Origin of the sequence: Paraburkholderia sp. SECH4 (genome assembly GCF_030511745.1) — a bacterium.
GTDB classification, from domain to species: Bacteria; Pseudomonadota; Gammaproteobacteria; order Burkholderiales; family Burkholderiaceae; genus Paraburkholderia; species Paraburkholderia madseniana.
Genome location: NZ_JALOCP010000044.1, coordinates 1 through 26,900, shown reverse-complemented (window position 1 = coordinate 26,900; position 26,900 = coordinate 1). Strand labels below are relative to the sequence as shown.

The window sequence follows — 26,900 nt, the reverse complement described above, 5'->3', positions numbered from 1 at the left end:
AACAAGCACATATCGTGAACAAGGTTGGCGTTGACGATTCCTTTCTTGTGACCGGGGGACCGGGTTCAGGCAAGACGAATATCCTACTGCTGCGGGCGCAGTACCTCTTTCTAAAGAGATTCAAGAACGTCGTCGTATTGACGGTTGGGCGTTCCCTTACTGAATTCATTAGGACAGGGGTGGCGGTCAAACAAGTGCTAGAAATTGACCACATCGCGACTCACCGCCAATGGTCGTTGGACCTTATCCGTCAATACAGACCATCGCGTGCTTCCGAAGCAATGCAGGGGGATTTCGGCGAGAGTAGCGCTCGTTGCGCCGAGATTTTGTCAGAATTCGTTGACGAACTCGGGCCCGAGCGCTACCAAGCAATACTTGTCGACGAAGTGCAGGACCTGAGTGCGCAGGAGCTGGAGTTTATGCGGCGAATCACGCCGAGGTTGATTCTGGCCGGCGACGGGAAGCAGCAACTTCAGGCGGGCAGGGGTATAGCGTCGGCGAAGGCACTGGGACTGAATACGTTTCAGCTTCCATATCACTATCGAATCGGCCATGCCATCTGTAAGGTGGCAGACTGCATCTCGCCTCCTGCTGACCCGGCCGACAGCTTGCTATCAAGATGTAAATACGATGAGGGTGCCAAGCCGTCGTCGGCCAAGCTGATTCCTTGTGCTTCGGTCGATGAGCAACTTGACAGGCTCGTCATCGCTATCAAACGGCAATTGAGGGCCTATCCAGACGAGTTGCTCGGTGTGCTCGTTCCGGCCAACGCTGATATCCAGAGGGTAAAGGAGAGGCTGACGACCACGGAGTTTTCTGACGTCGTTAGTTACCATGAGCCGGGGCGCGAAGGCGACCGCTCCTTCAACGTCAACCAAAGGGTATGTGTCATTACGGTGAACTCGGCCAAGGGGCTGGAATTTCGCGCGGTGCACCTAATGTTTGTCGAAAAGCTTCGGAGTGCGCGTCCCGAGAAGCTGTTCACTGCTGTAACTCGGGCTAAGACCAGCTTGACGGCCTATTCGACGGGTTCGGTGCCTCCGCTTCTAGATGCAGCATTCGCAGAACCCGCTGAACCCACCTTGGACGACCTTTTTTAAAATCTGCTCATGACCTCAAGCTCAATCGTATGGTTTTCTGTCGACAGAGGGAATGTAGCCACGGCTCTCCTCGGCACCCAGGACGCATCGTCCAATGTCCTTGCGCCTGCAAATCAGATATCCGAGCCGATTGTTAGCGGTGGTATCGTATTGGGATTCAGCAACGGGGCAGGGAACTCGCTGGCGCCAGCTGTCGCGATAGTCGACAAACAACGCGCTGAAGACCTTTTTGCGTGGCTTGCGACGTACTCCCCCGATATCTTTCCTCTAAGCCAATACGTCCGAGTTTTGGACACCGATGAGTGGCTGCAAATGGGGAACGTCCCGGCTTGCACGCGACTTGAGGCCGACCCAATTTGGCCATCGCTCATCCTTGGCGAGCTACTCGCCCAAGCTGCTACCCCGGACCTGCGGCTAACCTCGCTTCCCTTGTCGCGCGTGCCATTGTGCCGAAGCTACACACAAGCCCGTGCCTCTGCCTTGTACCGTAGCAACCCGGTCGCTCTTGTGTTGGCTGCCGATAGGATGGAGTTGCTTGAGAAGGCGGAACGGCAATGGCGCAACGTTAACACCGGCGTTCTCAGGGAAACCTGGGCACTTGCGGAAGATGCGTTCGCCTTAGACGCGTTCACACGCGATTTGGTGGGTGTGTTGTCTTGGACATTCGAGCGTCAGCGCGATTCAAGGGGCGCAATGCCACAGCTCCCTGAAGAACTGCGTGCGGTATCTCTTGACCTGCGTAAGCTCGCGAGCGGTCCGCTCGAATATCGCGTTGAGGAATTCGAGCGAGTGGTGTCTCTCCTAATCCCTCAGACTGGAGCGAAAGCAGAACAGTTACAGGTGAGACTTCCGGCCATATTCGCTGCGCTAGCTTTGTGGGTCGGTTCCGGGACGAGTCATATCAGCTTACTGGCTGAAGTATCGTCGAGTATGCCTGCCACGTTCGCTTGGTTCGGCGCGTTCGCAGGCGTTTTGGGACCGGGTTCTTGGCACCCGGAATGGGCTCGAACCACGGCGGCAATAGCCAAAATGCTGCGGGGTGGCTTTGACATAGTGTCCACTTCTGCTGCTGACCTTTCGTGGACCGAGTTTGCTTGGTTAGAGTCCGTCGGACAATTTGAACTGTTGTCCCGTATGCCGCGTGCGTCCGCAAAAGTTCTCTCCGTCGATGTGCTGCCGGGCGCTTCCGCGCCTTTTAGGCTGTCCGCCGACGAGGGTCATGGAAGCGCGAGTGCGGAAGTTGCTAAAAATGAGCGTTCGGCAGAAAACCGAATAAATCGCTCAATGTCCGGGCCTAGTGCACCGGTGGTATCTGAGACCTCAAAAGCTCAGAGGGACCCCGTTTCGGAAGTGACATTCTCGAACAAGCAGTTTGAAGAGATAACGGCAGCGGCGCGGACGCTCTCGAACTTGTTTGACGAAATAAAGCGTGCACACCCAATACTGGCCGAGGAGCGATTCGAACTCAAACCGCCTCCGGTAAGCGCGAAGAGAACAACTTCGACAACTCGGAAGGCGGTAAAAAAGTCTGCGACACGGAAGTGATTTCGGGGACTACGACGTTTTCAAACGTGTCAACACGGCAGTCCATGTTGACTTCGTCAAATTAAATCGGTGCCTGTATCGTGTCCAGTCTGTTTGACCTGAATGAACCAATCGGCCTTTGGGAGCTACCGCTATCTCCGGCCGGTTATGAGACCGCCTGCTACAAGGCGCTATCGGACGAAGAAACATTAGTATTTCTGGACACGAACGTGCTGTCTGCGGCTTTCCGTCTTCACCAGGAAGCGCGAGAAGGACTGTTCAAGCTGTTGCGCATCCCGTTAGCGTCAAAGCGACTCGTCGTACCGGCGTGGGTTGCGAACGAATATGTGCATAACGCGTTTAAAGCCTCGAAGAACGGTCACGGATTTCGCGAAGCCGATTTGGAACGCCTTCGCTCCTCGCTTCCGGCAACCAAACAGCTCTCGGCAATTCTCCATCAGGTTGCGTCCGACCGTGACATGGAAAAAATCGCGAAGCGGTTAAAGGTGACCCCAGCTGAAGCGAGCCGAGAATTGAACGCACGTGTCGAACAGCTCGCGTACGCGTTGGGCGACGCCGGTGGGGATTTGGCTATCGATGCCGTCCATCGCGAGTTACTGACAGAACTGCGCGCAGCATTCATTTCCAATGACTTGGGGCAGATTGCACGTATGCTTTGCGAGCAGGCTGTTTATCGCCGTTCCAGTCGTATTCCTCCTGGGCTCACTGATGTTGCGAAGGGAATCGCCGCAGACGGGGAAGAGGCAGCCGGCAACGCCGAGGGCGACTTAGCAGTGTGGCTTGAGATGTTGCAACTATCGGCGGAGCGCGCATCCGGACGGGAGTCCGCTACGGAGCAATCAAAGCAGAGCCAAGTTTTGTTTATCACCCAAGAAAAGAAAGAAGACTTTTTATATCGCCCAAGACGACGGCTGGCGAGTGCAGAAAAGAAGGTCGAGACAGAAGACAACGCGGATATTCGCCTGATTGACCCGCGACTAGCTTCTGAATTTGAGTTCAGGGTCGGTCATAGGCGGATAGCGTTTGCAAATCTTGAGTCGATTGCTGCTGGTGCGCTCACCGCAATTATGGAACGAGAGTTCCAGGACTCGGTCGGGATGTTTATCTCCGCCATGCGGAAGCAGAAACGTGTCGCTGACACGAAAGTAGCGACAGTGGAAGGACAACTCGGTGAAGGCAGTGCCGAGATAGCGGAAGAGCAGGCGATTGATTACGAACCTGAACTTGCGATGACAGCACAAGAAGCTTCTGAGGCCGGCGCAACCTTAGCAGGCGACCACGCGGACCGCGAGCAAGACGCAGGCGCGCATGCGGCCGACGCCGAGGAAGGATTGCTTGTTTCAGATGAGGTGATGGTAGAGAGGACAAGGCTGGGGTCGATGCCTCAGGTTGCAGCCTATGTACAGTTGATTGGCAATCTCCTTTCGGAAAACCGAAAGATGGAAGACTTGGCAATCAGGCGGTTTCAGCTCGTCGGTGTACCTCCGACGACAGATACCGCGTTCGCCGTGGGCCGAGCAATGTTTGCGGCTATGCAACGGGGCGCGGCTAAAGCTGCCATTCTCTTCAGCGGCCCACGCTCGCTCGAATTGCAGGCGCCCCTACCCGAACAGGGGTTTATTGCTGGGGGACTATTTGAGGCGTTTTTCAAATCGAGGGGCAATCTTCGCGAGACTGTGCTCGGGGAAGGCCTACCGATGCTGCTTGACCGGGTCACTCAACCGGGGTGGGAGCCAGCGCGAGATTTTATAAAAGGGCAACTCGAATCGTATGAAACCAGATTTTTCTGGATTCCGGGCGTTGAACAGCACACGCTTCGTGTGCGCGTCGTCTATGGCGTCGAAAACGATTCTGCGGTAATCCGCGAGGTCGTTGCAACTTACCCGGGAAAAGCCGACACGTCGCTTCTTCGGCCAAGGCAAAGTGACCTGCAATCAAGCTACCTTGGTAGCACCGTGAACCTTGCCACCTTGCGCGCGGCTCTGTCTCGGCTATCTTTGCTGCCCGATGAACGGGTCGAGATTGAGCTGACGGGTCCTGAGACCAACAGTGCGACGCTTACGCTACCTCCGGACTGCTTCATCAACACAGAATTGGTAAGTGTGCCTTTCTCTGAGTAGCTGAGGAATGGAAGACGAACCGACATTCCGCCGCCCGCCTTCCTTTTCCGCTGCGGTGGCAGATTGACCCTCGGTGCAGGTCGCTGACGTGTGGCACTTTCGGTGAGGCCGCATCCCGAGCAAACGCTTCTTTGGGTCGACCCAGGACGCAACAATTGAATCGGAAATAACGTACCTTAAAAAGTGTGGCGAAAAACGCATCGTCAGTCCATGGGAGCACCCTTGTCGCGTACGTGGTGTTGCGCTCAAAATCTGTATTCACATACCGTGGGGAGACGTTAGGTGGATATCGTTCCGCGCCTCGAAGTGCACTACTACCTGCAAGATGACTCACATTCCATAGACGCGGTTGTCCGGAATCGATGCGAGGCTGAGTTCTTGGCGGCCGTTTCGTATATAACGCAAGCGCTTGGCATCGAGCTTCGTTTCGAGGCGACCGTTCCCGTCGAAGGCGGATTCCGAGACATATGGCGAATTGTGGTTGGCAAAGCCAGCCATCCTCTGGTGGGGACCGTGCTCATTCCGCTCTTGTCATTGGTGCTTACTCAGACCGTAAATATTTGGAATGCACCGCCAAAGCCGAACCCGGAGCTCGAAAAACAGCAGCTGGAAATCAACCGGTTAAATATCGAGCATTGGAAACTCGAAAATCGGCTTTCGCAACTGGAAATCCAGAAGCGTGAGCGCGAAAGTGCCTTGGTGTCAAAACCGTCTGCAAAACCGCAGGCAGGCACGGCTGCGACGACGGCGGTTCCCGCATCACCTCCGATGCCTGTTCCCGAGCGGTCCTCCTCCGCAGTTAATGACTCAAATCCGGTGGTTTCTACGAACGGGGGCGGTAATACCCTTCAATTGCAAAGCGATTTGAAGGTGGTCACACGGAGGTCCAACTTCTACAAGCATCTCTTGGCATATGAAAGAGTCACCGCGGTTGGCTTTCGCGCGATTCCTGTCGGTGGCCCCGCGCCAGACGAAGTCATCACTGAACGCTCTCAATTCACCGCGTTCATCATGCAGAGCAACGTACTCGAACCAGATGTCAGTGACGCTTTAATTGAGATAGTCTCACCGGTCATCTCCGAAGGCGATATGAAGTGGAAGGGGCGCCGTAGTGGCGAAGTCATCACGTTTGCGATGAACGATAGGGCGTTCAAGCAGCAAGTGTTCCGAAGCGAAGTGAGCTTCCAGCACGGAGACAGCATTCGATGCGTCCTTGAGACCGACCGGAAGCTAGATGAAGCCGGGAACGAGAAGGTAACGGGTTATCGCGTGACGACTGTACTCGACAAGATTGATGGAAGTGGCAAAGTTCATGAGACGTCTCAAGGGCGGAGGAAGCGTTTCGCAGATAAACAGCCAGCGGACGGGCAGGCGGACATGTTTGGAACCAAGGATGCATAAAGCCCCAGCGATTGACGGCGCATATTCGGTTGGTCATGTGTCAACGAATATGGTCAAGTCGGAGTCTGACGTCAAAACGACAAACGGGACAGCGCTAAAGTCCGGAGCCGCAGTACGCTGGAGCTTACGAGAGGTGTTCTCGACCCGCTCGAGCGGATTGCATATGGGTGACGGGCGCATAGCGAAATACCACTGCGAACTAAAGTTCTCGCCAATTTCTCCGATAAATGGGGTTCGTGCCTGGCTTTTTAGCCTCTAGCGCCGAAACTTAGGGGTACGGCGTGATTCCAAAAGCTTATTTTGCGGTAGATGGAGAGGTTGCGAGTAACCTTCCTGACGGCAGCATTCTCGTCTATCGCGGTGACCGAGCCCGATAGCAGCTATGAGCTGGCAAAAATTGGCGACAGTCGGACCGCATCCGTTGAAACTAAAATCGTGGCGTACATCGGCCGACTTCGTGAGCTGTCGATACGCCGACGCGTGAAAGCCGAAATTGACCCGAAGCGCCAAGTCATCGCCGAAGCCAAGGCCGCGGAGGAGCGGCGCCAGGCCGAATTACGAACGCAGGCGCTGGAGCGTCTCAAACAGGTCGAACAGTGGGCGACTCAACTTGAGCGGGCAAATCGGTTGAGGAGCCTTGCCGACAAGTTCCAGACCGAAAAACTGTCTTCAACCGACGGGGTGATTGACGCCGGCTGGATTCGCCGTGCGGCAGATTGGTTGGACCCAACGGTAGTGCGACGTTGGGACGAAGTGGATGGGGCTCGCGACGAGGCAGACGACTAGCGCTGGTGCGGAACCCAGCGATAACGGTCATTGGCTGCTGCGAGAAGCCCGGTTGACGTTGAGTTGCCTCATTTGTTCGTGGTCTTTGCGACAAACCCGCTCCGAGAGACCCCACGTCGACCCATCCTCGTGTGCGTCAGGAGACGCCAACTTGCCAGTATCTCAACTCGCATGCCACTTCGACATAGTCAGGACTTTTGGTCGGGATATCAATGACTTCCGGCATACTTTCGAGCAATGCTTTAACCAGAAGCGGCACGAAGCTAATTGCGACCATATCTTCAGGAAACGTGCGCATCGACTTTTGGGTCACACCTAGATGCAACAAACTCTCGTCAGCGAAATTTTCCATGAGATATTTCTTCAGGATGGATTCTTGAATGCCAAATCGGATGGCGCTCCGCATCGGCGTATCTTGCAGATTAAGATTTTCGCTCACGAGCGGCCCATCAAAATTCGACGCTTTGGCTATGCCACGTTCTTGGCATAGCAACGCGTAGCTCTGCATTGCAAGAACAAGAAGGTCGTCCCGCGTAGCCTCATCCGGAAACAGCGGCCTCTGAAAGAACAATATAAGTTGGAAACCCCGCTCAAGGTCGCTGCGCTTGATAGCTTGCCAACGCTGCTCGTCCAGCAATTCTAGCCTTCGCTTCTTCGATGCGACGTCATTGAGCTTCTCGAAGGCAACAATCTCGTCGACCACTTCGCTTTCCGACATACGCACCGATAGATACGGCTGATTTCTCCATTTTAGGTTGTGCGTTGCGTCCAGAACAGACGCTAAAATCGTCTCTTGAGTGCCGGCAAGGTGCCCGCTTCGACTAATAAAAAACTCCGCGTTCAGCGGTCTTTGGCCTGTGACTTCGGCACGAGTCTCCGCAGCGACACTCGTCCCCACAGTCGCGGCGTCGGCGGTCGAGTTGTCGGAGCTCACAGCGAGGTCGAAGATGACCTCAGTAAGGAATAAGTGCATCTCTGAAGTCAGCCCTTCACGCTGTCCTCGTCCACCGCCGCGAGCCATCAGCCAATCGTACAGTTTGCCGTACATCTCGCCGCGACGCCGCATCTGAAAAACGTATGCGCTGAAGTGCGACAATCCGACATTAACGTCAAATCGCTCGTCTTCTGTCGCATCCTGACCATTCCCTGCAGCTATTTGCGCGACACATCGCATGGCGGCCTTTGGCATCGCGTCAGCATCTGAAGTCCATTCCAGCTTGTTCTGCTTGCCGATTGCTGCGACCGACAAATACTAGCAGCGCAACTCTTGCGCATATTCGAGCCCCTGCAAAATGAGCGGAGAGCGGTTCCCTCCGTCCCCAGCACGCGGAATACCCTTGCGCAGGCCCTTCGTCCGGATATTGAGGAATTCGTTATCGGCGAAGAAGTGCTTGACCTTCGACTTGTGAACGTCAGCCCTCAACTCTTCCGTGGTGAGCGGAATCAAACTTACAGCGGGCATCCCTGCGTTCTCTCGTTGCAAAAGAGGCACGAGGTCCAGTTCTAACCTCTGCTTGTGCTTCGCAAGTTCGACAAGCCATTCATACCTATCCACCGCTGTACGCTTCGACTCGGGAATTAGCGCAACCAAATCCAGGTCACTTCGATGCCAGTCGAACTGCAGCCCATCGCGATAGATGGAACTTCCGAAAAGATATAGGTCTGAGGCATCGATATTTGCATCAACTCGATTCCACCACTCTTGTACGCATCCGATAACGGACTCAAGGCTCACATTTCACCTCAATCATTTGACTATTTCCAGTGACTCAGCAGTCGCAGGCAGTTCTCTCTCGGGAATATGCGACTTTGCAAATTTCCAGGAGTCAGTGCGTACTGCAACCACCTGCTCCGGTAATTCAAGGCTTGCCACCCGCCCTCGTTGCCACAGCTTTCCTGACTCCAATTTTCAGCGTGCGGCGTTTGCAAACGAGCCGGTGTCGGCTGAGCCGCCAATAAAGAAATAACTCCGGTCTTTAGCACCAGCCAACCACGCCGGAACACGTCCACGCCCGCTCCAAGCTGCACCAGACGTGGGGTCAAGGTAAAGCGCCGGCTGCGGACCGCGAACATAATTGCCAGCAGCCTTTGCTTTGCTGACAGGAGCCGGCTTCGGGGCCTCATCATAAGTGTTTGAAGCGAAACCGACACGCGCTGCAGGTCCAAATATCGGCATGAATCCAGTCATATTTCCTGCCGCGGCAAAATCGGCTTTTTCGGAACCTCAGGAAGGTCGCCAAGAAGGGCCTGGACCAGTGACCAAGCTTCGTTGGTCGCATGCTTTTTTTGGTGGAAATCGGTTGCGACAGCATTCGAAAGCTGGACGAGCCCCTCAGCAGCCGTCCCGAATCGTCCCGTCAATGTCTGCATCTGCAACCGGAGCCAGTTCTGCGATGCGGGGACAACCAGGGCGACGCAAAGCATTCCCAGCACTGCCAGCCACACCTCGCGCGGCACATTCACCGCTGCTTTTTTCACGCCAGATGACGCGAACCGAGTGATTTGGACCAAGGCCCTCAATCCGAGACTGCCTAGGGTGTATCCGCTAACCTGAAGGGTCACCTGGACTGCCGCCGCGCGTGAATATGCGCGGAGGGTCGCGAAAACCGCTAGGGGCACAACTTTTCCGTCCATGGCGGCTACGTCTTTATCAGCTGTGACAATGGCTGCTTCAATCTTACGTTGCAGAAGGATATATGGGACATCCTTCGGGTCGCGATATTTCACGTCGTCGTCAGGTACGCCACCGACGTCAACGAAGTTGATAAGCGCACGCAGGTGCACCCAATGGGCAACCACATCTTCTCGTTTTGCACCCTTGCCGACTACTACCGCGAAGTTCTTTTCAACCTCGCACTCAAGGAATGTCGGCGCCCACGCGACCACGGTTTCGACCTCAAGTACTTCCAGGAGGTCGGAGCGTCCCAGAGGGTTCTTGCGCTTTGTGGTCGCCCAGATTAGTTCTTTGATGATGACGTTGGCGTCGAGTATCAAATTGACCTGGAATAACGACGCGAGTTGCGCGAATGGCGCGCCTTCCTCGTATAGCTTTCGATACTCCTTCAGTGCATCCGACCGAATCGGGATGTCCGGCATTTTTTTTATCCCCGTTTAGCAGCACGCTTGCGACAACAGGACGGATGATGTTCGACACCAAACGAACCATACGGTCTGCATTAAAAGGCGACTGCTGTCATTTATCTCGACGAATTCGCAGAATCGCCTACGCCCGAGCGCGCCCGCAAAGCTTCATAGAGCTGAGCCGGCCCCAGCAAGATTTCTGTCAGCCCCTCCTGCACACGCTCGGAACCAAGCGCTTGGGTGCTCATTGCGCTATGCGCCTCGAAAGCATCCATGATTGCATGCACAAGTGCCTGCCGCAGGTCCGGTGAGTTCGCGAACTGTTCCTTGCTGTTACTCATCGCCTGTTGCATGAGCGTGTCATTTTCCAGCAGCTTGCCCTTGAGCACTCCGTTCACATACACCAGCTGGTCGTCGTCCGACAGCTCGCCCTCGAAGAGCCCGTTGACCTTCTGGATAATCTGTGCCAAAAGTGCCTTTTCCTTCTCCTGCACGGCGCCACTGCCTACAGCATCCATTGGTGGCAACTTCGGCGCTTCACCCTGACCTAGGCTCAATGGTTGCCGGCCGATGTTTCTCAGGTTGTGGTGCGTCAACACGACCTTCGACAGGTCGACAGTATCGCGTTCGCGGCCGAATTCCAGCAATGGGAGCAGGCGCTTGTAGAACAGGAAGCGCTTCTCGATATCGGTGTTGCCGTAGTCGAAAATTTGCGACAAAAACGCGTATAAGCGGATAAAAGCACCCATATCGTTTTTGAAAAGCACGAGGGCGTCGAGCGCATCTTTCGCTGCCTGTGCGGCCTTGTCGTCGTGCTGGTCCTCAACGGCCGTCTTGTCTTGCTGCGCAGCCTTGTACCGTTTGAGGAGCCTGTCTGCGACGGGCGCAATCGCTGCGCTCAGTTGCGCCTGCGTTCCCTTCGGGTCCATCTCAACCTTTGCCACGCGGTCGACCTCAAAGTCGTCATAGTGGCCGCTGGCGTCAAGCTTGGCGCGCAGGTCGAAGACGTGGTGCGGGTCGGTGGTAGCTTCGAGCTCGGCGGTCTCGTAGTAGGTCTTGAACGCCTTCAGAACCTCGGCGGCATCGTTGACGAAATCAAGGATGTAGGTCGTATCCTTGCCGGGGTGCGCGCGGTTCAGACGTGACAGCGTTTGCACTGCCTGGATGCCCCCGAGCATTTTGTCCACGTACATTCCGCACAGCAAGGGCTGGTCAAAGCCTGTCTGGAATTTGTTGGCCACCAGCAGCAGGTGATAGTTCGGCTCGGCAAATGCGTCGCGGATATCGCGACCCTTCAAACCAGGGTTCAATTCTTTACTGGTTTCCGTAACCGGCGTCGGAAAGCTTTCCGGGTCGTCGATTTCCCCGGAGAACGCCACCAGCACCCCAAGCGGGTAATTCTGCTTTTCGATGTACGCGCGAATCGCCTTCTGCCAGCGCACGGCCTCTTTGCGACTGCCGACGACAACCATAGCCTTCGCCCTGCCATCCAGCAGCGGTTGCACGTTTTCACGATAGTGCTCGACAACGATGCGCACCTTCTGCGAAATATTGTACGGATGCAGGCGGACCCATTGCATGATGCCTTTCATCGCCGCACTGCGTTCAACCTCCTTCTCGTCGTATTCCTGGCCGTTGTTGGCGAGCCGGAACGCAAGCTTGTAGGTCATATAGTTCTTCAGCACGTCGAGGATGAAACCCTCCTCGATGGCCTGACGCATGCTGTAGACATGGAACGGCTGCGGCAGCCCGTCGGCGCCAGGGCGACCGAACAGCTCCAGCGTCTTCTGCTTGGGCGTCGCGGTAAACGCCACGTAGGTCAGCCCTTCGCGGCCGGTGCGTGCGCCCATCTGCGCGGCAAGTAGCACTTCGGTATCAATTTCCCCCCCATCTTGCAGTTCTGCCCATTCCTCGGCCGACAGCAACTGTTTGAGCTTGGCCGCCGCCTCGCCGGTCTGCGAGCTGTGTGCCTCGTCGGCAATTACCGCAAAGCGTTTGCCTTCCGTTGCCGCCAGTTCTTGCACTGCCTGCAAGGCAAACGGGAAGGTCTGGATGGTGCAGACGATGATTTTCTTGCCGTCCTTCAGCGCCTGAGATAACTGTGCGCTCTTGCTGCCACGTTCGTTCGTGACGGTTGCGACCACGCCGGTGGTCCGCTCGAAGTCAAAGATGGCTTCCTGTAGCTGCGCATCCAGCACAGTACGGTCGGAGACCACCAGCACACTGTCGAACAGCTTTGCATGTTCGGCGTTGTGCAGGTCGGCCAGGAAGTGCGCCGTCCACGCAATCGAATTGGTCTTGCCGGAGCCGGCGGAGTGCTGAATCAGGTAACGCTGGCCGACTCCTTGTGTCCACACATCGGCCACCAGCTTGCGCGTCGCGTCGAGCTGGTGATAGCGTGGGAAGATGACGCTCTTAAGCTGCTTTTTGTCGTCACGTTTGCCGATAAGGTAGCGGCCCAGAATTTCTAGCCAGCTGTCACGCGCCCAGACCTCCTCCCAAAGGTAAGCAGTCGCGAATCCATCTGGGTTCGGCGCGTTACCGGCTGCGCCTTGGTTCCCCCGGTTGAAAGGCAGGAAGTACGTCGCAGGCCCAGCCAGCCGCGTGGACATCATCACTTCGCCCTGGCTCACAGCAAAGTGGACCAGCGCACCGCCCGGAAAGCTCAGGAGCGGTTCGGCGAGGCCGCCCTTCGGATGCGGGTTGCGGTCAAAGCGGTACTGGTCGACTGCATCCTGGACGCTCTGCGTGAAATCCGACTTCAGCTCCGCGGTGGCGACCGGAATGCCGTTGACAAACAATACAAGGTCAATGGCATCCTGCGGGTTGTTCGGCGAATGACGCACCTGCCGCACCACGCGCAGCCGATTGGCCGCATAGTGGTGCTGGATGACCGGGTTGATGGCAAGTGCCGGCTTGAATTGAACCAGGGATAGGGGTTTTACCAGCCCCAACATTTCAACGCCCCGGCGCAGAACGTCAAGCGTGCCTCGCTCATTCATGCTTCTGCGGACACGTTCGGCCAGCCGTTCGGACAGTCCCGCGCGATGGGTCTTGGTCAGACGTTGCCACGTGTCGGGCTGCGTGCTCTCAATCCATGCCAGTAGGTCGGGTAGGTAGAGCGCACTGGCACGGTCATACCGAGCGGCATCTTCCTCTGCATACAGCCAGCCATGGTTCGACAGGTACTCGCATATTTCCGCTTCGAAATGATGTTCCTGGTGCAGATTCATAGTCTATTCAACTACTGATGGCGTCGTAAGGTCGGCCGATGATGCGGTCGCGCCAACAGCGTCGCGGACATCAATCTTCCCGATGACCGCAGCGGCAATCAGCGCGCTACGTCGTTCTTTCAGCAGCTGGATGGCACGTTCCGCTTCAGCTGTGAGGGCATCAAGTCTCTCAGTTTCCCGCTCGAGAAAATCAGCAATGCTTTTTTGCTCGTCCATTGGGGGTATAGGAATCTCGAAGCTGTAGAGGTTACCCACCGTCAATTGATTAATAGTGGAAGTTAAGAACGTTCCAGACTGGAAAGAGAAAACCTGAGAATTGAATGCCCAAAATAGATAATTATTAAATTTGCTTCGAAAAATTGTCATAAAGGCACCAAACGTCAAGCCTTCATTATCTTTCGATAATTTTGCATTTTTCCCTATTAGATTGCGACTTCCGTTTCTCGAGCATATTAGGATGTCACCATCTAAGGTGCGTAGTTTTGGAGGAATATCCTTAGCTACGTAGACATTGTCCTCGAGCGTTATTTTACCATTCTGCACATTCGATGACCTGAGTACAAGGACCCCATCGTCCTCGGTAGCTACCTCCTCCGGGTCATAGGTGAGCCCAATAATCGCGTTTCCGACATGCTTCAATCGCTTCACTTCCCAGTGCTGAGGCACTTGCCCTAACCAAGCGACACCTGAGTCCTTCGTTGCTACGCTAGGATTAAGGCCACGGGTGACGGCGTGTGAAATGGTTGCTTGACGCTTTTCTGCGAGAAGCGTGAGCAGCTTTTCCTGTTCGGAAACGAGAGCGTCAAGCTTGTTTGTCTCGCGGTCGAGGAAAGCAACTATTGAGAATTGCTCGGATAGCGGAGGAACTGGAAATTTCTCGGGTTCAATATGTTTATTGTTTATTTGCGGGACCGTGGAAACATCGGCAAGTTGGCCCAATTTTCTTGCTTTAATTGAATACGCAATAAATTTTGCAATAGCTCGGGGCCCAATCTCCCACCCCATCAAATTCGGGTCTATTAAAGAAGGACGGCCTACAATATTGACTTTATTCGAAAAAATTGCAGCCCCTCTTTTCGGAAAAACTATGAAATTATTCCTCGGCGTTGCTCGGGCCGCGGTAAGTTCATCCACGTACCAATCCCAAGAAGCAATCTCCAGCGTGTCCAAGGATAAGGAACCAACCTTAATGAAAGGAAGACTTCCGTCCTCAAGGACAGAGTTTTCAGGCACAGCCTCTGAACCGAAGAGCCTGCCGATATGCGCGCCTTTGAGTACCTGCCAATGCGAAGGCACTTGAGCCATCCAAAGCTCACCGCTGTCCTTATATTCCGGATAGTGAGGCAAACTCATTCTGCCAACTCCCCGAGCATCGTCATAATGTTCGAAGCGACTGCCTTAAGCTCTTCGTCGATGGTATGCAGGTCGCGCGAAGGCTCGAAAACATAGAAATGGCGATTGAACGGAATTTCATAACCGACCTTGCTTTTATCGTGGTCTATCCAAGCGTCCGGAGCGTGCGGCAGCACCTCGCGTTCAAAATAACTTTCGATGTCATCCGTCAGTGGGACGTTCTCGGTGTCGCGCAGCGAAGCATCCGACTGTAGTTGCCCCTTTTGCTTGCCTTTTTGACCTAGGAGAACCTCACCTTGCTCGTTGCGCAACGGGCGTTCCACCGTGATAGCCGTATAGCCAAACTCCTCGTTCCTGAAAATACGCGAAATCGGCACGGACTTCACGGTGCCACCAGGCACTACTTCCGGTGCTTGTCCGCCGCAGGTAACAACCACGCGGGAAATTGCTTGGCCTTCAGCGTCACGCACCGTTGTTAGGTCCGCCTCGATGAAATTTCCGAAAATCCGAGTCACTGTCGCGATATGCTCGCCCGGCATTTCCTTCCTCTTGCTGCCAAGCGACTTACGCATCTTTTGCCAGAAGCTCGACGCGTCGATAAGTTGCACATACCCCTTGCGGTTATGCGGCTTTTTGTTCGACAGAACCCAGACGTAGGTCGAGATGCCGGTGTTGTAAAACATGTCCGTCGGCAAACCGACGATTGCTTCAACCAAGTCGTTCTCCAGCACATAGCGGCGGATTTCGGATTCCCCCGAGCCAGCACCACCGGTGAAGAGCGGCGAGCCGTTAAGCACGATGCCGAAGCGACTGCCTCCATCCTGTGCCGGACGCATCTTTGAAAGCAGGTGCATCAGGAACAGCATCGAGCCATCCGATACACGCGGCAGCCCGGGGCCGAAGCGGCCATCGAAGCCCTTTTCCTCATGCTCCTTGCGAACAGCCTTCTCGACCTTCTTCCATTCGACGCCGAACGGAGGATTGGAGAGCATGTAGTCAAACTTGCGGCCGCCGTGCCCGTCGTCCGAAAGCGTGTTGCCGACAATGATGTTGGCGACATCCTGCCCCTTGATGAGCATGTCCGCCTTACAGATGGCGTACGACTCGTCATTCAACTCCTGCCCGAACATGGTGAGCCGCGCGGCCGGGTTGTGTTCCAGCAGATACTCGCCCGCCACTGAGAGCATGCCACCCGTGCCCGCCGTCGGGTCATAGATGGTCCGCACCACGGCGTTGCCGGGAGTCAAGACGTCATCATCCTCGATGAACAACAGGTTCACCATAAGCCGGATGACCTCGCGCGGGGTGAAATGCTCCCCGGCGGTCTCGTTCGAGATTTCCGCAAACTTCCGGATGAGTTCCTCGAACACCAGCCCCATCTGTGCGTTATCGACGGCGGACGGATGCAGGTCGATATTCGCGAACTTCTCAGTGACCAGATAAAGCAGATTGGCCTTCGCCAGTCGCTCCACCTGCGTGTAGAAATCGAAGCGCTCGAAGATGTCTCTTGCAGCGGGAGAAAACGCCTGGATGTATGCGTAGAGGTTCTGGCGGATATGGTCCTGGTCGCCGAGCAGCGTGACGAGGTCGAGGGGTGAGGTGTTGTAGAAGGACTGTCCGGCTTTACGGGTGAGGAACGGGTCCGGATTCAGCCCCGCCTTGGTCTTGGCTTCAAATTCAGCAACTACCGCGGTCTTGGTCGGCTCCAGTACACAATCGAGACGGCGCAGCACGGTGAACGGCAGGATGACGTGTCCGTACTCCGACTGCTTGTAATCCCCACGTAGCAAGTCGGCTACGGACCAGATGAAGGATGAGAGGGCTTGGTGGTTCATTTTTTCGGAGCCTGTACCCGCTACTACTTATATATGTCGGCCGCCCGAATCGGACGGTGAATGGCATCGCCGTAGTTACCGGCACGAAATGCCCCAGATTTTACATCCCAACCCAGCAAATCAATGGCTGGATTTGTCCCGGCGGCGAGGCAGGGGTTTACCAGTCTCAAGGCGTACGCGAAATCGGCCGTAACCGAAGCTAGGAGGCGAAATCAGGCTGCGACAAATGGAGCACAAATACCGCGTGGAAGCACGACACGAGCTCGGGTGGAACCTGACGCACTTCGGTTGAGCGCCAAGACACTATGCTAATCCGACGTCATCGAGCGCCATAACACTGGGCGCATGCACGTCTCCAGTGCGCGCGGCGTGTCGAGCCGATTGCGACGAAAGTGGTTTCAGCGTCAAGAGAACGCCGACCATCCAATTGGCCTGGTAGCGGTGGTAACAATACCCAGCGGAACCGGGGTGTATGCCAGCCGGTCAATTGGTCGGGTGAACAACGACGGCGCGAACGCTGACGATAATCTTTCCGTCATGAGTACGCTGGCGAACAATGCCAAGCGCGGTACCCAAGATATGGTTATTTCCAGCATCTCTCGGGGAGTTCGACCGACTCTGACAAAAACGAGCGGCGAACGATTTATCAAAAATATAGATTAAAAAGAAGCTGACATGGGCCTGTGGCAGCGGTGTACCGCGTGGCTTTTTTCGCCGTCGCGACGACAGGAGACACGTTCGCCGGAGTTCCCTCCCGAACCCAACGAGGCGGATATCGCGAAAGAACTCCAGCTGCGCGAAGAAGCGAAACGCTTAGGGGAAGCAGGGCAGCCCGCCCCCGATTCCACCATTCCGGCCGGCATCGAGGCACAGATTGTTCAGCGCATCGATAAGGCTCGGGCAAGCTACCTCGATTGGGCCGCCAGCAGACTCGCTGTGGTCAATGGAGACCTGTCGCGATTGGACGTCACGACGGTCGTGAACCACGCGGCACAGGCCGCCGAGGAATTCGCACGTAAAGCAAGCGCGCTCTTATCCGAACGAAGCGCCGTTTTGCGCGAACTCAAGGAAGAGGTCGCTCGATGCGATTCGGCGCTGGATGAATTCAGGCAGCAGAATCGATTGGTGCGCAGTGCCCGCTATCCGCAAGGTGCCGGGACGTTCCTTCGGATTGCCGTCCTCGTCCTGCTCATCGTGGTGGAGGGCGGCGTGAATTCGGCGCTCTTTGCGACAGGCTTGGAGGGGGGGCTGATAAGCGGATTCGTGTACGCCGCCGGGCTTGCGTTGGTCAACGTGGCGCTCGCCGCCAGCCTCGGGCGGTTTTTCCTGCCCAATCTCTTTCATCGTAGTCGGCTTCGTAAAGCTTTGGGGAGCCTCGGTTTGATTGCCGCGCTTGTCATGATGACAGGCGTCAGCCTCACTATCGCCCACTATCGTGCGGCCTTGGTCGCCGACGTCGACGCCCCGGGAAAAATCGCGTTGGAGACCCTGAAACATACTCCTTTCGGGTTTGACGACATTACGTCCTGGCTTCTCTTTGGCCTCAGCATGCTCTTCGCCACTGCCGCGCTCGCTGACGGCGTCCTTTTCGACGACGCCTATCCGGGATATGGACGGCATGCGCGGGAAGCGGACGAGGCCCACGAGGCTTATCAGGAAGAAATTTCGGACGTGCGCGATGAACTGGCGGCACTCAAGGACGAAGCGCTGGAACTGGTCGACGAAAACATCAAAGCCGCGCAAGCGCTTCTCGTGCGGCAGGAGGCGTCGCTCGGGATTAAGACAAAGACACTATCGCGCCTTCAGAACGCGATGCTCAACGCTCAACGGTGCCACCAAGCGCTCATCACATTGTTCCGCACCGAGAACGTGATGCATAGAAAAGGGACCCCTCCGCCTGCGAGCTTTTCGGTGATTCCGACGTTAGTGGAAGTCGAGTGGCCAAACTTCAAACTCGAAGAAAACCGAGCAGCCTTCGACGCACAACACGCGCGCGTACAAACACTGCTCGAAAAGGTTCAGACGCTGCGCGCTGCGATTCAGTCGTCCTTCAATCAAGAGTTTGACACGCTTACTGCCCTTGAGGACCACCTTCAGCCCCGCGCCAACTCGCGTTCACTCAAAGCGGTGGCAGCATGAGGAGAAGCCGAGCGGCAGCCAGACGCCAAACGCGTAACCGGGTGTGGGGAATGGCCATCCTAGCCTTTTGCGTCGCGATTCTCGGCACGGCCGTTTTCTACATGCGCCTCACCCGCGCAACCGAGTTAGACCAGCGCATGTGCCCGGTTAGCGGACCGGTGGGTCAATTTGTCTTGCTCGTCGACAAGACTGACCCGCTCAACTTTACGCAAAAGCAAGCGTTTCAGGCGTTTCTGGAGCAGTTGATAACGCAACGCATCCCGGCCGGATATCTGCTGTCCGTGTTCGTCCTCGATAATGACTACACCGCCACTGCGCGACCCGTGTTCGAGGAATGCAATCCGGGCGATGGGACCGGCAAAAGCGAGATGAATGCCAACCTTTCACATCTCAAAAAGCGGTTCGAACAGGGCTTCCGTGAACCGATGTTGCGGCTTGCCGACGAACTCGAGGCGAAAAAGTCGTCGAGGTTTTCGCCGATATTCGAGATGCTCGAGATGACCGCCATCAATGGCTTCCGAAAGCAAAATGTAACAGGTCCGCGCCGCCTCATTATCGTCTCCGACATGCTGCACAACACGCCCGAATATTCGATGTACCGGGGCAACTTCGATTTCGACCGGTTTCACGACTCCGACTACGGTCGGAAAGCGACTGCTGACCTCACAGGGGTTGAGGTCGAGATTGAGTACCTTCTCAACACGCCGAAGCTACAAACTCGCCGGAACCTGAAATTCTGGGAGGACTACTTTGCTGCGGGCGGCGCGCACATTGTGGCAGTCAGACCACTCGAGGGGTGAAGCCATGCGCAAGATTTTCTCCGTACCCGTCCAAAAGCTCTTCATTGTCACCCTTCTATTGAAGGTGACATCCTCTGGCATCGGCTGGGCCATCAACGACCCCTGGTGGTTCGGCTTTGCCATTCCGTTGACCGTTATGGCCGTGTACATCCTGATTGGCAGCAAACGGCTTGATAAGAGCGTCTCCGATGAGAAGTTTGCGGATAGTTGCTACTACCTCGGCTTCATTTTCACGATTACGTCGATTATTTTTTGCCTTCTTGACCTGCCCAGCATCGGCACCAAGATGTCGCTCATCGCGGTGCGATTTGGCGCAGCGATGGTTAGCACTGTATTCGGTCTGATGGTCCGGGTGTACTGGGTAAGCTTTCGCGAGGACCTTGACGACGCGGTTAAATCGGCCGAGGAAGGAGTCATTGATGCGTCACACCGGCTGCGCGAGCAACTCACGATGGTTCTTGAGAATCTCCGGGACCTTCAAACGCAAGTGGATGACGCCACGAACCAGTCCGTCGCCAAAGTGAGCGTCGGCGTTGAGGAGTTGACCAAGTCTTACGGGCAGAAATTGACCGAGTTCTTCCAGCGACTGGCTGCTGAGAACACGAAAGCCTTCAGCTCATCTCTCAACGAAGTGAAGGAGGCCAGTCGAAGGCTATCGCACTCCGTTGACGGCTACTCGAACGGGATGAACCAAAATCTCCAGAGTGTCGAGGCCAGGGTTATTCAGTTCGCTGACGAGGTGACCCGGCGACTCGAGCAAACCACATTTCCAGACGACTACTTCTCGAGCAAACTCAGTGAACCGATGGCGCAGCTCAGCCAGAGCACGCACGACATTGCGACAACAGTTCGCACGGCGGCGGGGGAAATGCATCAATCCGTCGACTCGTTGCGGACTGCAGCGGCAGCAATGCGCTCGCGTAGCGGCGACGTCGACGCCATGCTGGAGCGTGTTATTCAACTCGCCGCCAGCCAAGACGCTCTACTCGTCGGCTCGCAAGCACAACTCGATACCTTGAGCGTTCTCAACGGGACGCTGCGGGCCACTCAAGATGGCTTGGGCAGGCTTAGCGATAACGTGCTTTCGCAACGGGAAGCGCTGACGGCAGCCGCACAGGCTCTCACGGCGGAGGCCGCAAGTCTGGCGAATGTCGTGCCGGCATTTCAGTCGCTCAGTGAGGTAGTCAAAACTACCGTTGCAGACATTGCAACACAGCAGAAGACCCTAACATCGGTATCCGCCGAAGCTGCCGGACAAGCGGCGGCGCTAGGCCAAGTGACCCGAGAGTTGCAAGGACTTACCAGTACCCTTGGCGATGTTGCGGCCGCTGTCAACCAAAGCTCACACGGTGTGCTCGCGCTTTCGCAACGCGTGGCCGACGCCCAAGTAACGGCCGAGCAAACTCACACTACAACGCAACACACGGCACAGCGACTCGATGCAGCGATGCACGAACTGCCGGGGATGAAGGAGGCCGTTCACGCGATGACGGAGCACTTGGCCACTTTGGTGCGCGAGTTACACAGTTACACCCGCGACCGCTCGGCGTTCCCCGCGAATTCCTCGAACGGGCAAGTGCTGGCCCCGCTCACGCCTTCTGGGCTTGATGGTAGTCATGTCGTCCAGCTTGGCAACGGGTCGACCCTTCAAGTCCCCGCATGGAATTCGGAGCACCCACCGACCACTCATCCGCCGGTCAACGAACTCCCGCGCGCGGAACTCTAGGGAAAGGAGTCTGATGTGCAGCGAGCCAATGACCAGATTTTCCAGCTCTCCCTGACTGAGATTGCGTTCACGCTGACATTCCTACTGCTTCTGCTGCTGGGATGGATGCTCTTTCAGGCTGACGAACGTGCGCGGCAGTTCGAGCAAGCGCTGCTCGCGGCCGGCAACGTCACAGCCGAACGTGAGCTGCTGGAGACGGCCCGCGCGCAACTAGCAAAAACGTTGTCAGAAAAGGGAGCGAAGCCCGATGACATCATTTCGTCGCTCGTTTCGCAGTCGAAGCTTGTGCAAGAACGCGATGCGCTCAAAAAACGCGTCGACGACCTCGATGCGCAGCTCAGCGCCCTGACCGAGGTAAAGAATACGCTCGATGCGGCGCGCGCAGGCACCGGGGCGAGCGACACGATTCAAAAGGAAGTCACTGATGCGCTGGCGCTCAAGGCCAAACTGAAGAAGCAGCTGAAGGCGGAGGACAAATCGGGGCAACCGGCGAGCGCCGTTACGGTGGCGAGCGGCCCCACGCGCCCCTCGGCCCCGCGAGATGTCACGACAGAAGCGCTCGCCGGCGTCACCTTGAAAGGCCAGATTCAGCAGCAGTTGCGCGAACAACTCGACGAAACGTACATCCCAGGGCAGGAAGCGCAGCTAGCCAAGCAACTCGTCGCGGCGAGCAAGTTTGAGCGAGAAACAGGGCAGAACCCGCTAATGCCTGGAACTCTAAAAAAGGAAAACGCCGATTTGCGGGGACAGGTCGCCTTCTTGAAGGCGCGGCTCGATGCGCGCGGCGGGCGCGATTACCCGCCGTGCTGGGCAAACGAGCAAACCGGGAAGGTCGAGTTCCTTTTTACCATCGAGATTTTGCCCGAGGGGCTGCTTATCACCCCGGCGTGGCCTGACACGCGCCAAACGGACGCGGCCGCCTTGCCTGACGTGGACAAGCTGACCATGGCCAAGCCGTTATCTTTGGCCGAATTCAGTGCGGCGATGCAAGGCATTGACCGCCTGAGCAAGGCCAAAGAGTGCCGTCACTACGTGTACCTGAAAAATCGCGTCAGGGACCTTGACTCATTCAATCGACACCGCTATGCCATCGAGAACTTCTTCTACAAGCTCGAGCTTCGAAGCTGAAGAGGTGCGGGCGGTGTACTAACCTGCGTATTCACAATGCGAATGAAAAAACTCTTAGCTGCTCTGCTAGCCGCAGTGGCAACGCATGCTTCCGCTGGCCCCGCATGTCCTCAGTTCAGTCCGAACGGACAGCCTCCCGCCCTCGCGAATGCGAAGTTGGCGACAAAGACCAAGGCGTTGTGTTACTCGGATTTCGCAGTCCTTCACTCCGGCGTCACGCACGGGCCGCTCTGGTCAGCCGAACACTTGACGCGCGCTCATATGAGCGCCGCGAGAGGCGAACTCCGTACAAACAAGTTTTATGAGGAGACCGCTCTGCCGGAAGGCGACGGTGCGACGCTCGCCGACTACCGAAAGAGCGGCTTCGACCGCGGGCATATGAGCCCCGCGGGCGACCGGTGGAACGACGAAGCCATGGCGGAATCGTTCACGCTCGCAAACATGGTCCCACAGAATCCGACGAATAACCGTCATTTGTGGGCCCATATTGAGGAGGCGGTTCGCCGTATAGCGGTCAGTGCTGGTGACACATATGTTGTGACCGGCCCGATGTTCACCGGCCGTCAGCTGAAAACTATCGGCGCAACAGGCGTCTTCGTACCCACTCAGCTGTTCAAAGTCGTATACATTCCGTCGCAGCAACTCGCGTTTGCCATCGTGGTTAATAATGAAGCCACGAATCGGTACGACGTGAAGAGCGTGCACGAACTCGAAGCCGCGAGCGGTCTGCGCTTCCCCGGCATCCCGGAGTCCCTGAAGGACAAGCGAATCGGAGGGCTGAATGGTGTTTAAGGCATTTGCGAATGACACGGACGTCCTGAACATTGACGGCGACGCGTTGACAGTAACCAACGACCTGGTACGTATTGTCATATCGGGCACACTGGAACTCACCCGCGACAGGGTTGGACTGAAGGCAGCACTCGCGCTGCAGCAGGCCATCGGGAGCGTCATCGATGTGCTGCAGAAAGACCCGTCGTTGCCGGAGCACGTCGCCGACGAGCCGCCGGCTCCGACCGGTATTGTCGATAACCCTTTTGTCTAGCAGACTGTTGAAACACTTCCCGTGCTAGTCATCTGGGCACGTGTGGGGGGCCAGCCGGTCGACGTTCCACCGGGAGACTGACAGATACGGTTAGGTTGTCGAGCTGACGTCCGATTCGACTGTATCCGGCGCGGCGGTCACTCCCGCCCCCGCGTTCGGTGCTTTCTTAGACGATGCCTTCTTGCTTGCGGCCGGCGCCGCCTTCTTCGCAGTCGCGTTCTTTGCGGGGGCCTCCTTGGTCGAAGGTGCCTTTGCGCTGACCTCCTTCTTTCCCACAGCCTGCTTAACGACGACCTTCTTGCCAGTGGCTTTCTTCGTCGCCATCTGCTTGGCGACGGCTTGCTTGGCAACCGCCTTTTTTGCCGCAGGCTCCATCTTGGTTGAAACACCCGCATCGGCCGCCGCGCTGGCGCCATCAATCAAAAAACTCGTCCGGTCTTTGGCACCAGACAGCCAAGCCGGTGCCGGACCGCGTCCGCTCCAGGTCGCGCCGGACTTCGGGTCGCGATACTTAGCCGGCTGCGGACCTTTTGGCTGACCCTTGGTAGAGGTCGCACCAACTGCCTTCGAGGCCTTCTTCACCGCAGCCTTCGTCTTGCTCACAACAGCTGCGTTCGTCGCAACAGTTGCTTCAACAACACCTGCAATCAGGAACTTACTCCTGTCTTTGGCTTCGGCAATCCACGCCGGCGCGCGGCCGCGTCCACTCCACGTCGCGCCCGACTTTGGGTCCTGGTACATCGCCGGCTGCGGCCCACGGACATAGTTGCCAGCAGCCTTCGCTTTGCCAACAGAAGCCAGTTTCGTTGTCGCCGTACTTCCATCAACCAGGAATTTGTCTCGGTTCTTCGCGGCGGCAATCCAACTTGGTGCCCGGCCGTGTCCGGTCCAGGTTGCACCACTCTTCGGGTCGCGATACTTGACCGCAGCAGCGCTGCCTTTGCTCATGGTCTTAGCAACTGCCTTCGTGGCGCGCTGCTTGCCGCCAAGGTGCGCGTCAATGTCAGCGGTGGTTAGGCCGTGCTTCGCCATCAACTCGCGAATCTTTTCGATGACGCCCGACGATTGCTTTGCAATCAGCGCATCCGCTTGGGCCTGCAATTTTTTAATCTTCGCCTGCATTGCTTCCAAAGTCGTTGCCCTCAAGTGGCCTCCTCGTAAATGTGGTCGCAATATGCCACGGTCGCGCGAGAAAAGGCTAGTGCATTGACTAAAGCGGCGTATCACCAAAAATCACAACACTGTGTCGCCGAGCTCCATGCCCTTCAATGCGGTCCGCTCAAGGCTTGTCCTTGCCACGAACATTACCTGGTGGTTCCCCGGTACTTCCACCGCCCCTCCTTCGGCGTCGGAAGAGAGCGCCGAATCCAACGGCGACAAGCAATGCCGTTAACAGGACGGTGCTCATGCCGGTCGTACTACGAGATTCACTTGCGCTAGAAGGAGCAGACGCGGCTGTAGGCGAAGAGCCCTGTGTCTCCACGGGTTTCGGAAGCGCCACCCCGGCGGCACTCCCTTGACGCACAAGAGATGCTTCCGATGTCGGCAAGGCCTGGGGCGCGGGGAGTACGATTGGTTCCGAAGCAGGTCCGACAGGGGCCATGGCATTAGTCGAGGCTATAACCGGAGCCACTGCAGCGCGGGAATTGGTTTCGACAGACTTGGCCATCGCCGCCCACCGAGCAAATACGCCGTCGATGCAGTGGACGTCCCTGCAGCCGTTGCGCGATTGCCGCCACTGAGCAAGTTGTTCGGGTGACAGCTTTCCACTGCTCAGCAGAGCCTGCTGCTGCGCGAAGACATCGTCGTATTCGTTGTTCAGGATGGCGTGGTCGCATATCACGCGCTCTGCCGGTTGTCGCGTGGTCGCACATCGAATATCGTTCGCCCATGCTCCGGTTGAACCTAAAGCTGTCAGTGCCAGCAGCAATGCAAAGTAATGCTTCAGACGCACCAGTCCTCCTATGAAGCCGATTGGCATAGCAGTGGCAAGAAATCGCCGCTCGGGGAGCGACCAACGGGCCACGATTCTTGGACCGTACGACCCCGACCAAGTTGCCGCGACGACGATTCCACGTGCCCGAACGACGTCGTGCCATCGGCGACTCACCAACGCGGCGGTTTTAGTCTGCAAGCCATGTCCCCACGGCTAATCCGCGGAAAAGACCACTGCCGCCATGTCGCCGACTTGCGTGAAGCTGCGGACAAAGCGATAGGCCTGGGCGCCGCCTATCTTCTCGTTCAAGACAGACGCGGCGTCACGGCATGCAACAAACCTTGTACTTCCGGCCGCTCCCGCATAGGCACTTGTCGTTTCGACCAATCTTTGGGGTTCGCCCAACCCTATTCATTGCTTTTTCCCAGCTTACCGGCTCCGCCATGTTGCTCGTCAGCCCATCCATGCGGTCGCTTTGCTCCCAGCGGTACTCGAGTTCCAAACCGAAGCGCATCCGCATGTCGGCTGGTCGAATGCAAAGCCCAAACCAGCTGTCGACATGCTCCGTGTACTTGCGACGTTCACAGTGTCGCTGGAGTGACGCACCCGCCCGCGGAAACGGGTTGTCATTGCAGTGAATCGTCAGGCCCGTTCCTTCGTCCCTCATAGGGACCGTCAAGTCATGCGACTTCCTGTCTCGCCGGGTTGCTGCAGCGATTTTCTTTATCGCGTCGCCAATGCGAATAACTGTGTCCTCACTGAGAGTAAGTAGCATAAATCCCAAGTCAATCGTTCCCGGGTCCGCCACGCGTTCTATGTCTTCTAGGAGAGTGCCCACAGGCGTATTCCGCAATCTTGTCAGGATTCCGGCTGGCGTAGTTTTGCCTGGCACGCCGCCCCGTCTGGCAGCCATCGCAACGTCAAGGTCGGCCGAGATATCGTCATGCAGCATGAACATGTCGGTACCCTGCTCAAGCCACAAATTGTGCTTAAGGTGGTATGACAGAACAGTGAGCTCGTGGGTGGCAAGTATCCTGTCGGCGTAGTACGTTCGTTGCTTCACGTAGGCGAGGAAGCGCAACGGAGATTGGAGCATCTCAGTCATGGCATCCAGAGTAAAAACGTCCATGACAAAGGGTGCTGTAATTGCATCCGAACTCTGCAGCGCGAGGAACTGCCGAGCCTGGAAGCTGAGCGCAGGATAGTGGTCGGAGACAACACAGAAAAGAAACACCTCCTTCAGCTTCCCCGGAGCGATTTCCTTTCCTGTTGCTCCGACCACAAATCTGTAGCCCTCGTCGGATAGAAGCGACGCACACGTAAGGCCCTGGTCGTACGCATCCTGAACGCTCTTCTTGAAGTCGTCCTTGATTTGAAGGTCATTTCCTTTACGCGCCTCCAAGGTCAGCTTCTTCGACTTCGCCTGAAGGACAATTGCACGGTTCGCAAACAGGACCAGTACATCGATTTCCCCGACCCGCTTCCCCTTGGACTCGTAGACGTCGACGTTGCCAAAGACCCGGTCCTTGCCGAAGACAAGCTCCAGCCTTTCTCTCGAAAAAGCCTCCGTAAAGCGACCTCTGTTCTCCATTGCGATTGCCGCGTACTGCTTGTCAGCTGTGAACGGCTGTGAGAAGCCGACACTAAACGGCGGCGTCAATCAGAGATACGA

17 protein-coding genes and 2 pseudogenes are annotated in these 26,900 nt (G+C 56.5%); 11 read left to right on the top strand and 8 right to left on the bottom strand.

The features are described from left to right. Positions 1 to 14 precede the first annotated feature (14 nt). From M0D67_RS35955 to M0D67_RS35935, 5 genes are all read left to right on the top strand, one after another. A complete protein-coding gene (locus M0D67_RS35955; RefSeq protein ID WP_266241874.1) occupies positions 15 to 1,100 on the top strand; it encodes a UvrD-helicase domain-containing protein in 1,086 nt (361 codons plus the stop codon). A 525-nt stretch (positions 1,101 to 1,625) separates the two neighbouring features. Further along, the gene (locus M0D67_RS35950) at positions 1,626 to 2,645 is read left to right on the top strand and encodes a hypothetical protein (protein ID WP_266241873.1); all 1,020 of its coding nucleotides are present in this window, start codon (positions 1,626 to 1,628) and stop codon (positions 2,643 to 2,645) included. An 80-nt stretch (positions 2,646 to 2,725) separates the two neighbouring features. Then, positions 2,726 to 4,765 (top strand): PIN-like domain-containing protein, encoded by a 2,040-nt coding sequence (locus tag M0D67_RS35945; RefSeq protein WP_266241871.1) that lies wholly within the window; start codon positions 2,726 to 2,728, stop codon positions 4,763 to 4,765. A 282-nt stretch (positions 4,766 to 5,047) separates the two neighbouring features. Further along, positions 5,048 to 6,166, top strand: coding sequence for a hypothetical protein (locus tag M0D67_RS35940; protein ID WP_266241870.1), 1,119 nt, complete (start codon positions 5,048 to 5,050; stop codon positions 6,164 to 6,166). Positions 6,167 to 6,484: 318 nt separating this feature from the next. Continuing rightward, positions 6,485 to 6,952, top strand: a complete 468-nt coding sequence (locus M0D67_RS35935) for a hypothetical protein (RefSeq protein WP_266241868.1) — start codon at positions 6,485 to 6,487, stop codon at positions 6,950 to 6,952. A 136-nt stretch (positions 6,953 to 7,088) separates the two neighbouring features. On the opposite strand, the pseudogene M0D67_RS35930 reads toward M0D67_RS35935, so the two are convergent. From M0D67_RS35930 to M0D67_RS35900, 6 genes and pseudogenes are all read right to left on the bottom strand, one after another. Then, positions 7,089 to 8,687, bottom strand: a pseudogene (locus tag M0D67_RS35930) (hypothetical protein). A 213-nt stretch (positions 8,688 to 8,900) separates the two neighbouring features. Further along, a pseudogene (locus M0D67_RS35920) lies at positions 8,901 to 9,047 on the bottom strand (H-NS family nucleoid-associated regulatory protein); the annotation flags it as partial. Positions 9,048 to 9,136: 89 nt separating this feature from the next. Further along, entirely contained in the window at positions 9,137 to 10,048 is a 912-nt protein-coding gene (locus M0D67_RS35915; RefSeq protein WP_266241863.1) for a hypothetical protein, read from the bottom strand. A gap of 101 nt (positions 10,049 to 10,149) precedes the next feature. Next, a complete protein-coding gene (locus tag M0D67_RS35910) occupies positions 10,150 to 13,266 on the bottom strand; it encodes a type I restriction endonuclease subunit R (protein ID WP_266241861.1) in 3,117 nt (1,038 codons plus the stop codon). Positions 13,267 to 13,269: 3 nt separating this feature from the next. After that, complete coding sequence (locus M0D67_RS35905) at positions 13,270 to 14,619, bottom strand: restriction endonuclease subunit S (protein ID WP_266241859.1); 1,350 nt, start codon at positions 14,617 to 14,619, stop codon at positions 13,270 to 13,272. Further along, positions 14,616 to 16,454, bottom strand: coding sequence for a class I SAM-dependent DNA methyltransferase (locus M0D67_RS35900; RefSeq protein ID WP_266241857.1), 1,839 nt, complete (start codon positions 16,452 to 16,454; stop codon positions 14,616 to 14,618). The genes M0D67_RS35905 and M0D67_RS35900 overlap by 4 nt, the downstream gene beginning before the upstream one ends. Positions 16,455 to 17,129: 675 nt before the next feature. Between M0D67_RS35900 and M0D67_RS35895 the strand changes: the two genes are divergently transcribed. The 6 genes from M0D67_RS35895 to M0D67_RS35870 are packed head-to-tail and all read left to right on the top strand — an operon-like array spanning position 17,130 to position 23,292. Then, positions 17,130 to 18,593, top strand: a complete 1,464-nt coding sequence (locus M0D67_RS35895; RefSeq protein WP_266241855.1) for a hypothetical protein — start codon at positions 17,130 to 17,132, stop codon at positions 18,591 to 18,593. Positions 18,594 to 18,643: 50 nt separating this feature from the next. Then, positions 18,644 to 19,393, top strand: a complete 750-nt coding sequence (locus M0D67_RS35890) for a hypothetical protein (RefSeq protein WP_266241853.1) — start codon at positions 18,644 to 18,646, stop codon at positions 19,391 to 19,393. 4 nt (positions 19,394 to 19,397) lie between these two features. After that, on the top strand, positions 19,398 to 21,119 hold the full coding sequence (locus M0D67_RS35885; RefSeq protein ID WP_266241851.1) for a hypothetical protein: 1,722 nt from the start codon (positions 19,398 to 19,400) through the stop codon (positions 21,117 to 21,119). Between the two features lie 15 nt (positions 21,120 to 21,134). Further along, entirely contained in the window at positions 21,135 to 22,247 is a 1,113-nt protein-coding gene (locus tag M0D67_RS35880) for a hypothetical protein (protein ID WP_266241849.1), read from the top strand. 42 nt (positions 22,248 to 22,289) lie between these two features. Continuing rightward, entirely contained in the window at positions 22,290 to 23,039 is a 750-nt protein-coding gene (locus M0D67_RS35875) for a DNA/RNA non-specific endonuclease (protein WP_266241906.1), read from the top strand. Further along, entirely contained in the window at positions 23,032 to 23,292 is a 261-nt protein-coding gene (locus M0D67_RS35870; RefSeq protein ID WP_266241904.1) for a hypothetical protein, read from the top strand. The genes M0D67_RS35875 and M0D67_RS35870 overlap by 8 nt, the downstream gene beginning before the upstream one ends. A gap of 90 nt (positions 23,293 to 23,382) precedes the next feature. Here M0D67_RS35870 and M0D67_RS35865 read toward each other — a convergent pair whose 3' ends face one another. Continuing rightward, the gene (locus tag M0D67_RS35865) at positions 23,383 to 24,414 is read right to left on the bottom strand and encodes an H-NS family nucleoid-associated regulatory protein (RefSeq protein WP_266241847.1); all 1,032 of its coding nucleotides are present in this window, start codon (positions 24,412 to 24,414) and stop codon (positions 23,383 to 23,385) included. 1,136 nt (positions 24,415 to 25,550) lie between these two features. Beyond that, positions 25,551 to 26,888 (bottom strand): SEC-C metal-binding domain-containing protein, encoded by a 1,338-nt coding sequence (locus tag M0D67_RS35860; protein WP_266241845.1) that lies wholly within the window; start codon positions 26,886 to 26,888, stop codon positions 25,551 to 25,553. Between the last annotated feature and the right edge of the window lie 12 nt (positions 26,889 to 26,900).

Bases quoted from the DNA above. Each gene is read 5' to 3' on its own strand.
- M0D67_RS35905 (WP_266241859.1), bottom strand. From the start codon at position 14,619: ATGAGTTTGCCTCACTATCCGGAATATAAGGACAGCGGTGAGCTTTGG.
- M0D67_RS35890 (WP_266241853.1), top strand. From the start codon at position 18,644: ATGGCCATCCTAGCCTTTTGCGTCGCGATTCTCGGCACGGCCGTTTTC.
- M0D67_RS35910 (WP_266241861.1), bottom strand. From the start codon at position 13,266: ATGAATCTGCACCAGGAACATCATTTCGAAGCGGAAATATGCGAGTAC.
- M0D67_RS35950 (WP_266241873.1), top strand. From the start codon at position 1,626: ATGGAGTTGCTTGAGAAGGCGGAACGGCAATGGCGCAACGTTAACACC.
- M0D67_RS35875 (WP_266241906.1), top strand. From the start codon at position 22,290: ATGAAAAAACTCTTAGCTGCTCTGCTAGCCGCAGTGGCAACGCATGCT.
- M0D67_RS35865 (WP_266241847.1), bottom strand. From the start codon at position 24,414: ATGCAGGCGAAGATTAAAAAATTGCAGGCCCAAGCGGATGCGCTGATT.
- M0D67_RS35915 (WP_266241863.1), bottom strand. From the start codon at position 10,048: ATGCCGGACATCCCGATTCGGTCGGATGCACTGAAGGAGTATCGAAAG.
- M0D67_RS35885 (WP_266241851.1), top strand. From the start codon at position 19,398: ATGCGCAAGATTTTCTCCGTACCCGTCCAAAAGCTCTTCATTGTCACC.
- M0D67_RS35900 (WP_266241857.1), bottom strand. From the start codon at position 16,454: ATGAACCACCAAGCCCTCTCATCCTTCATCTGGTCCGTAGCCGACTTG.
- M0D67_RS35895 (WP_266241855.1), top strand. From the start codon at position 17,130: ATGGGCCTGTGGCAGCGGTGTACCGCGTGGCTTTTTTCGCCGTCGCGA.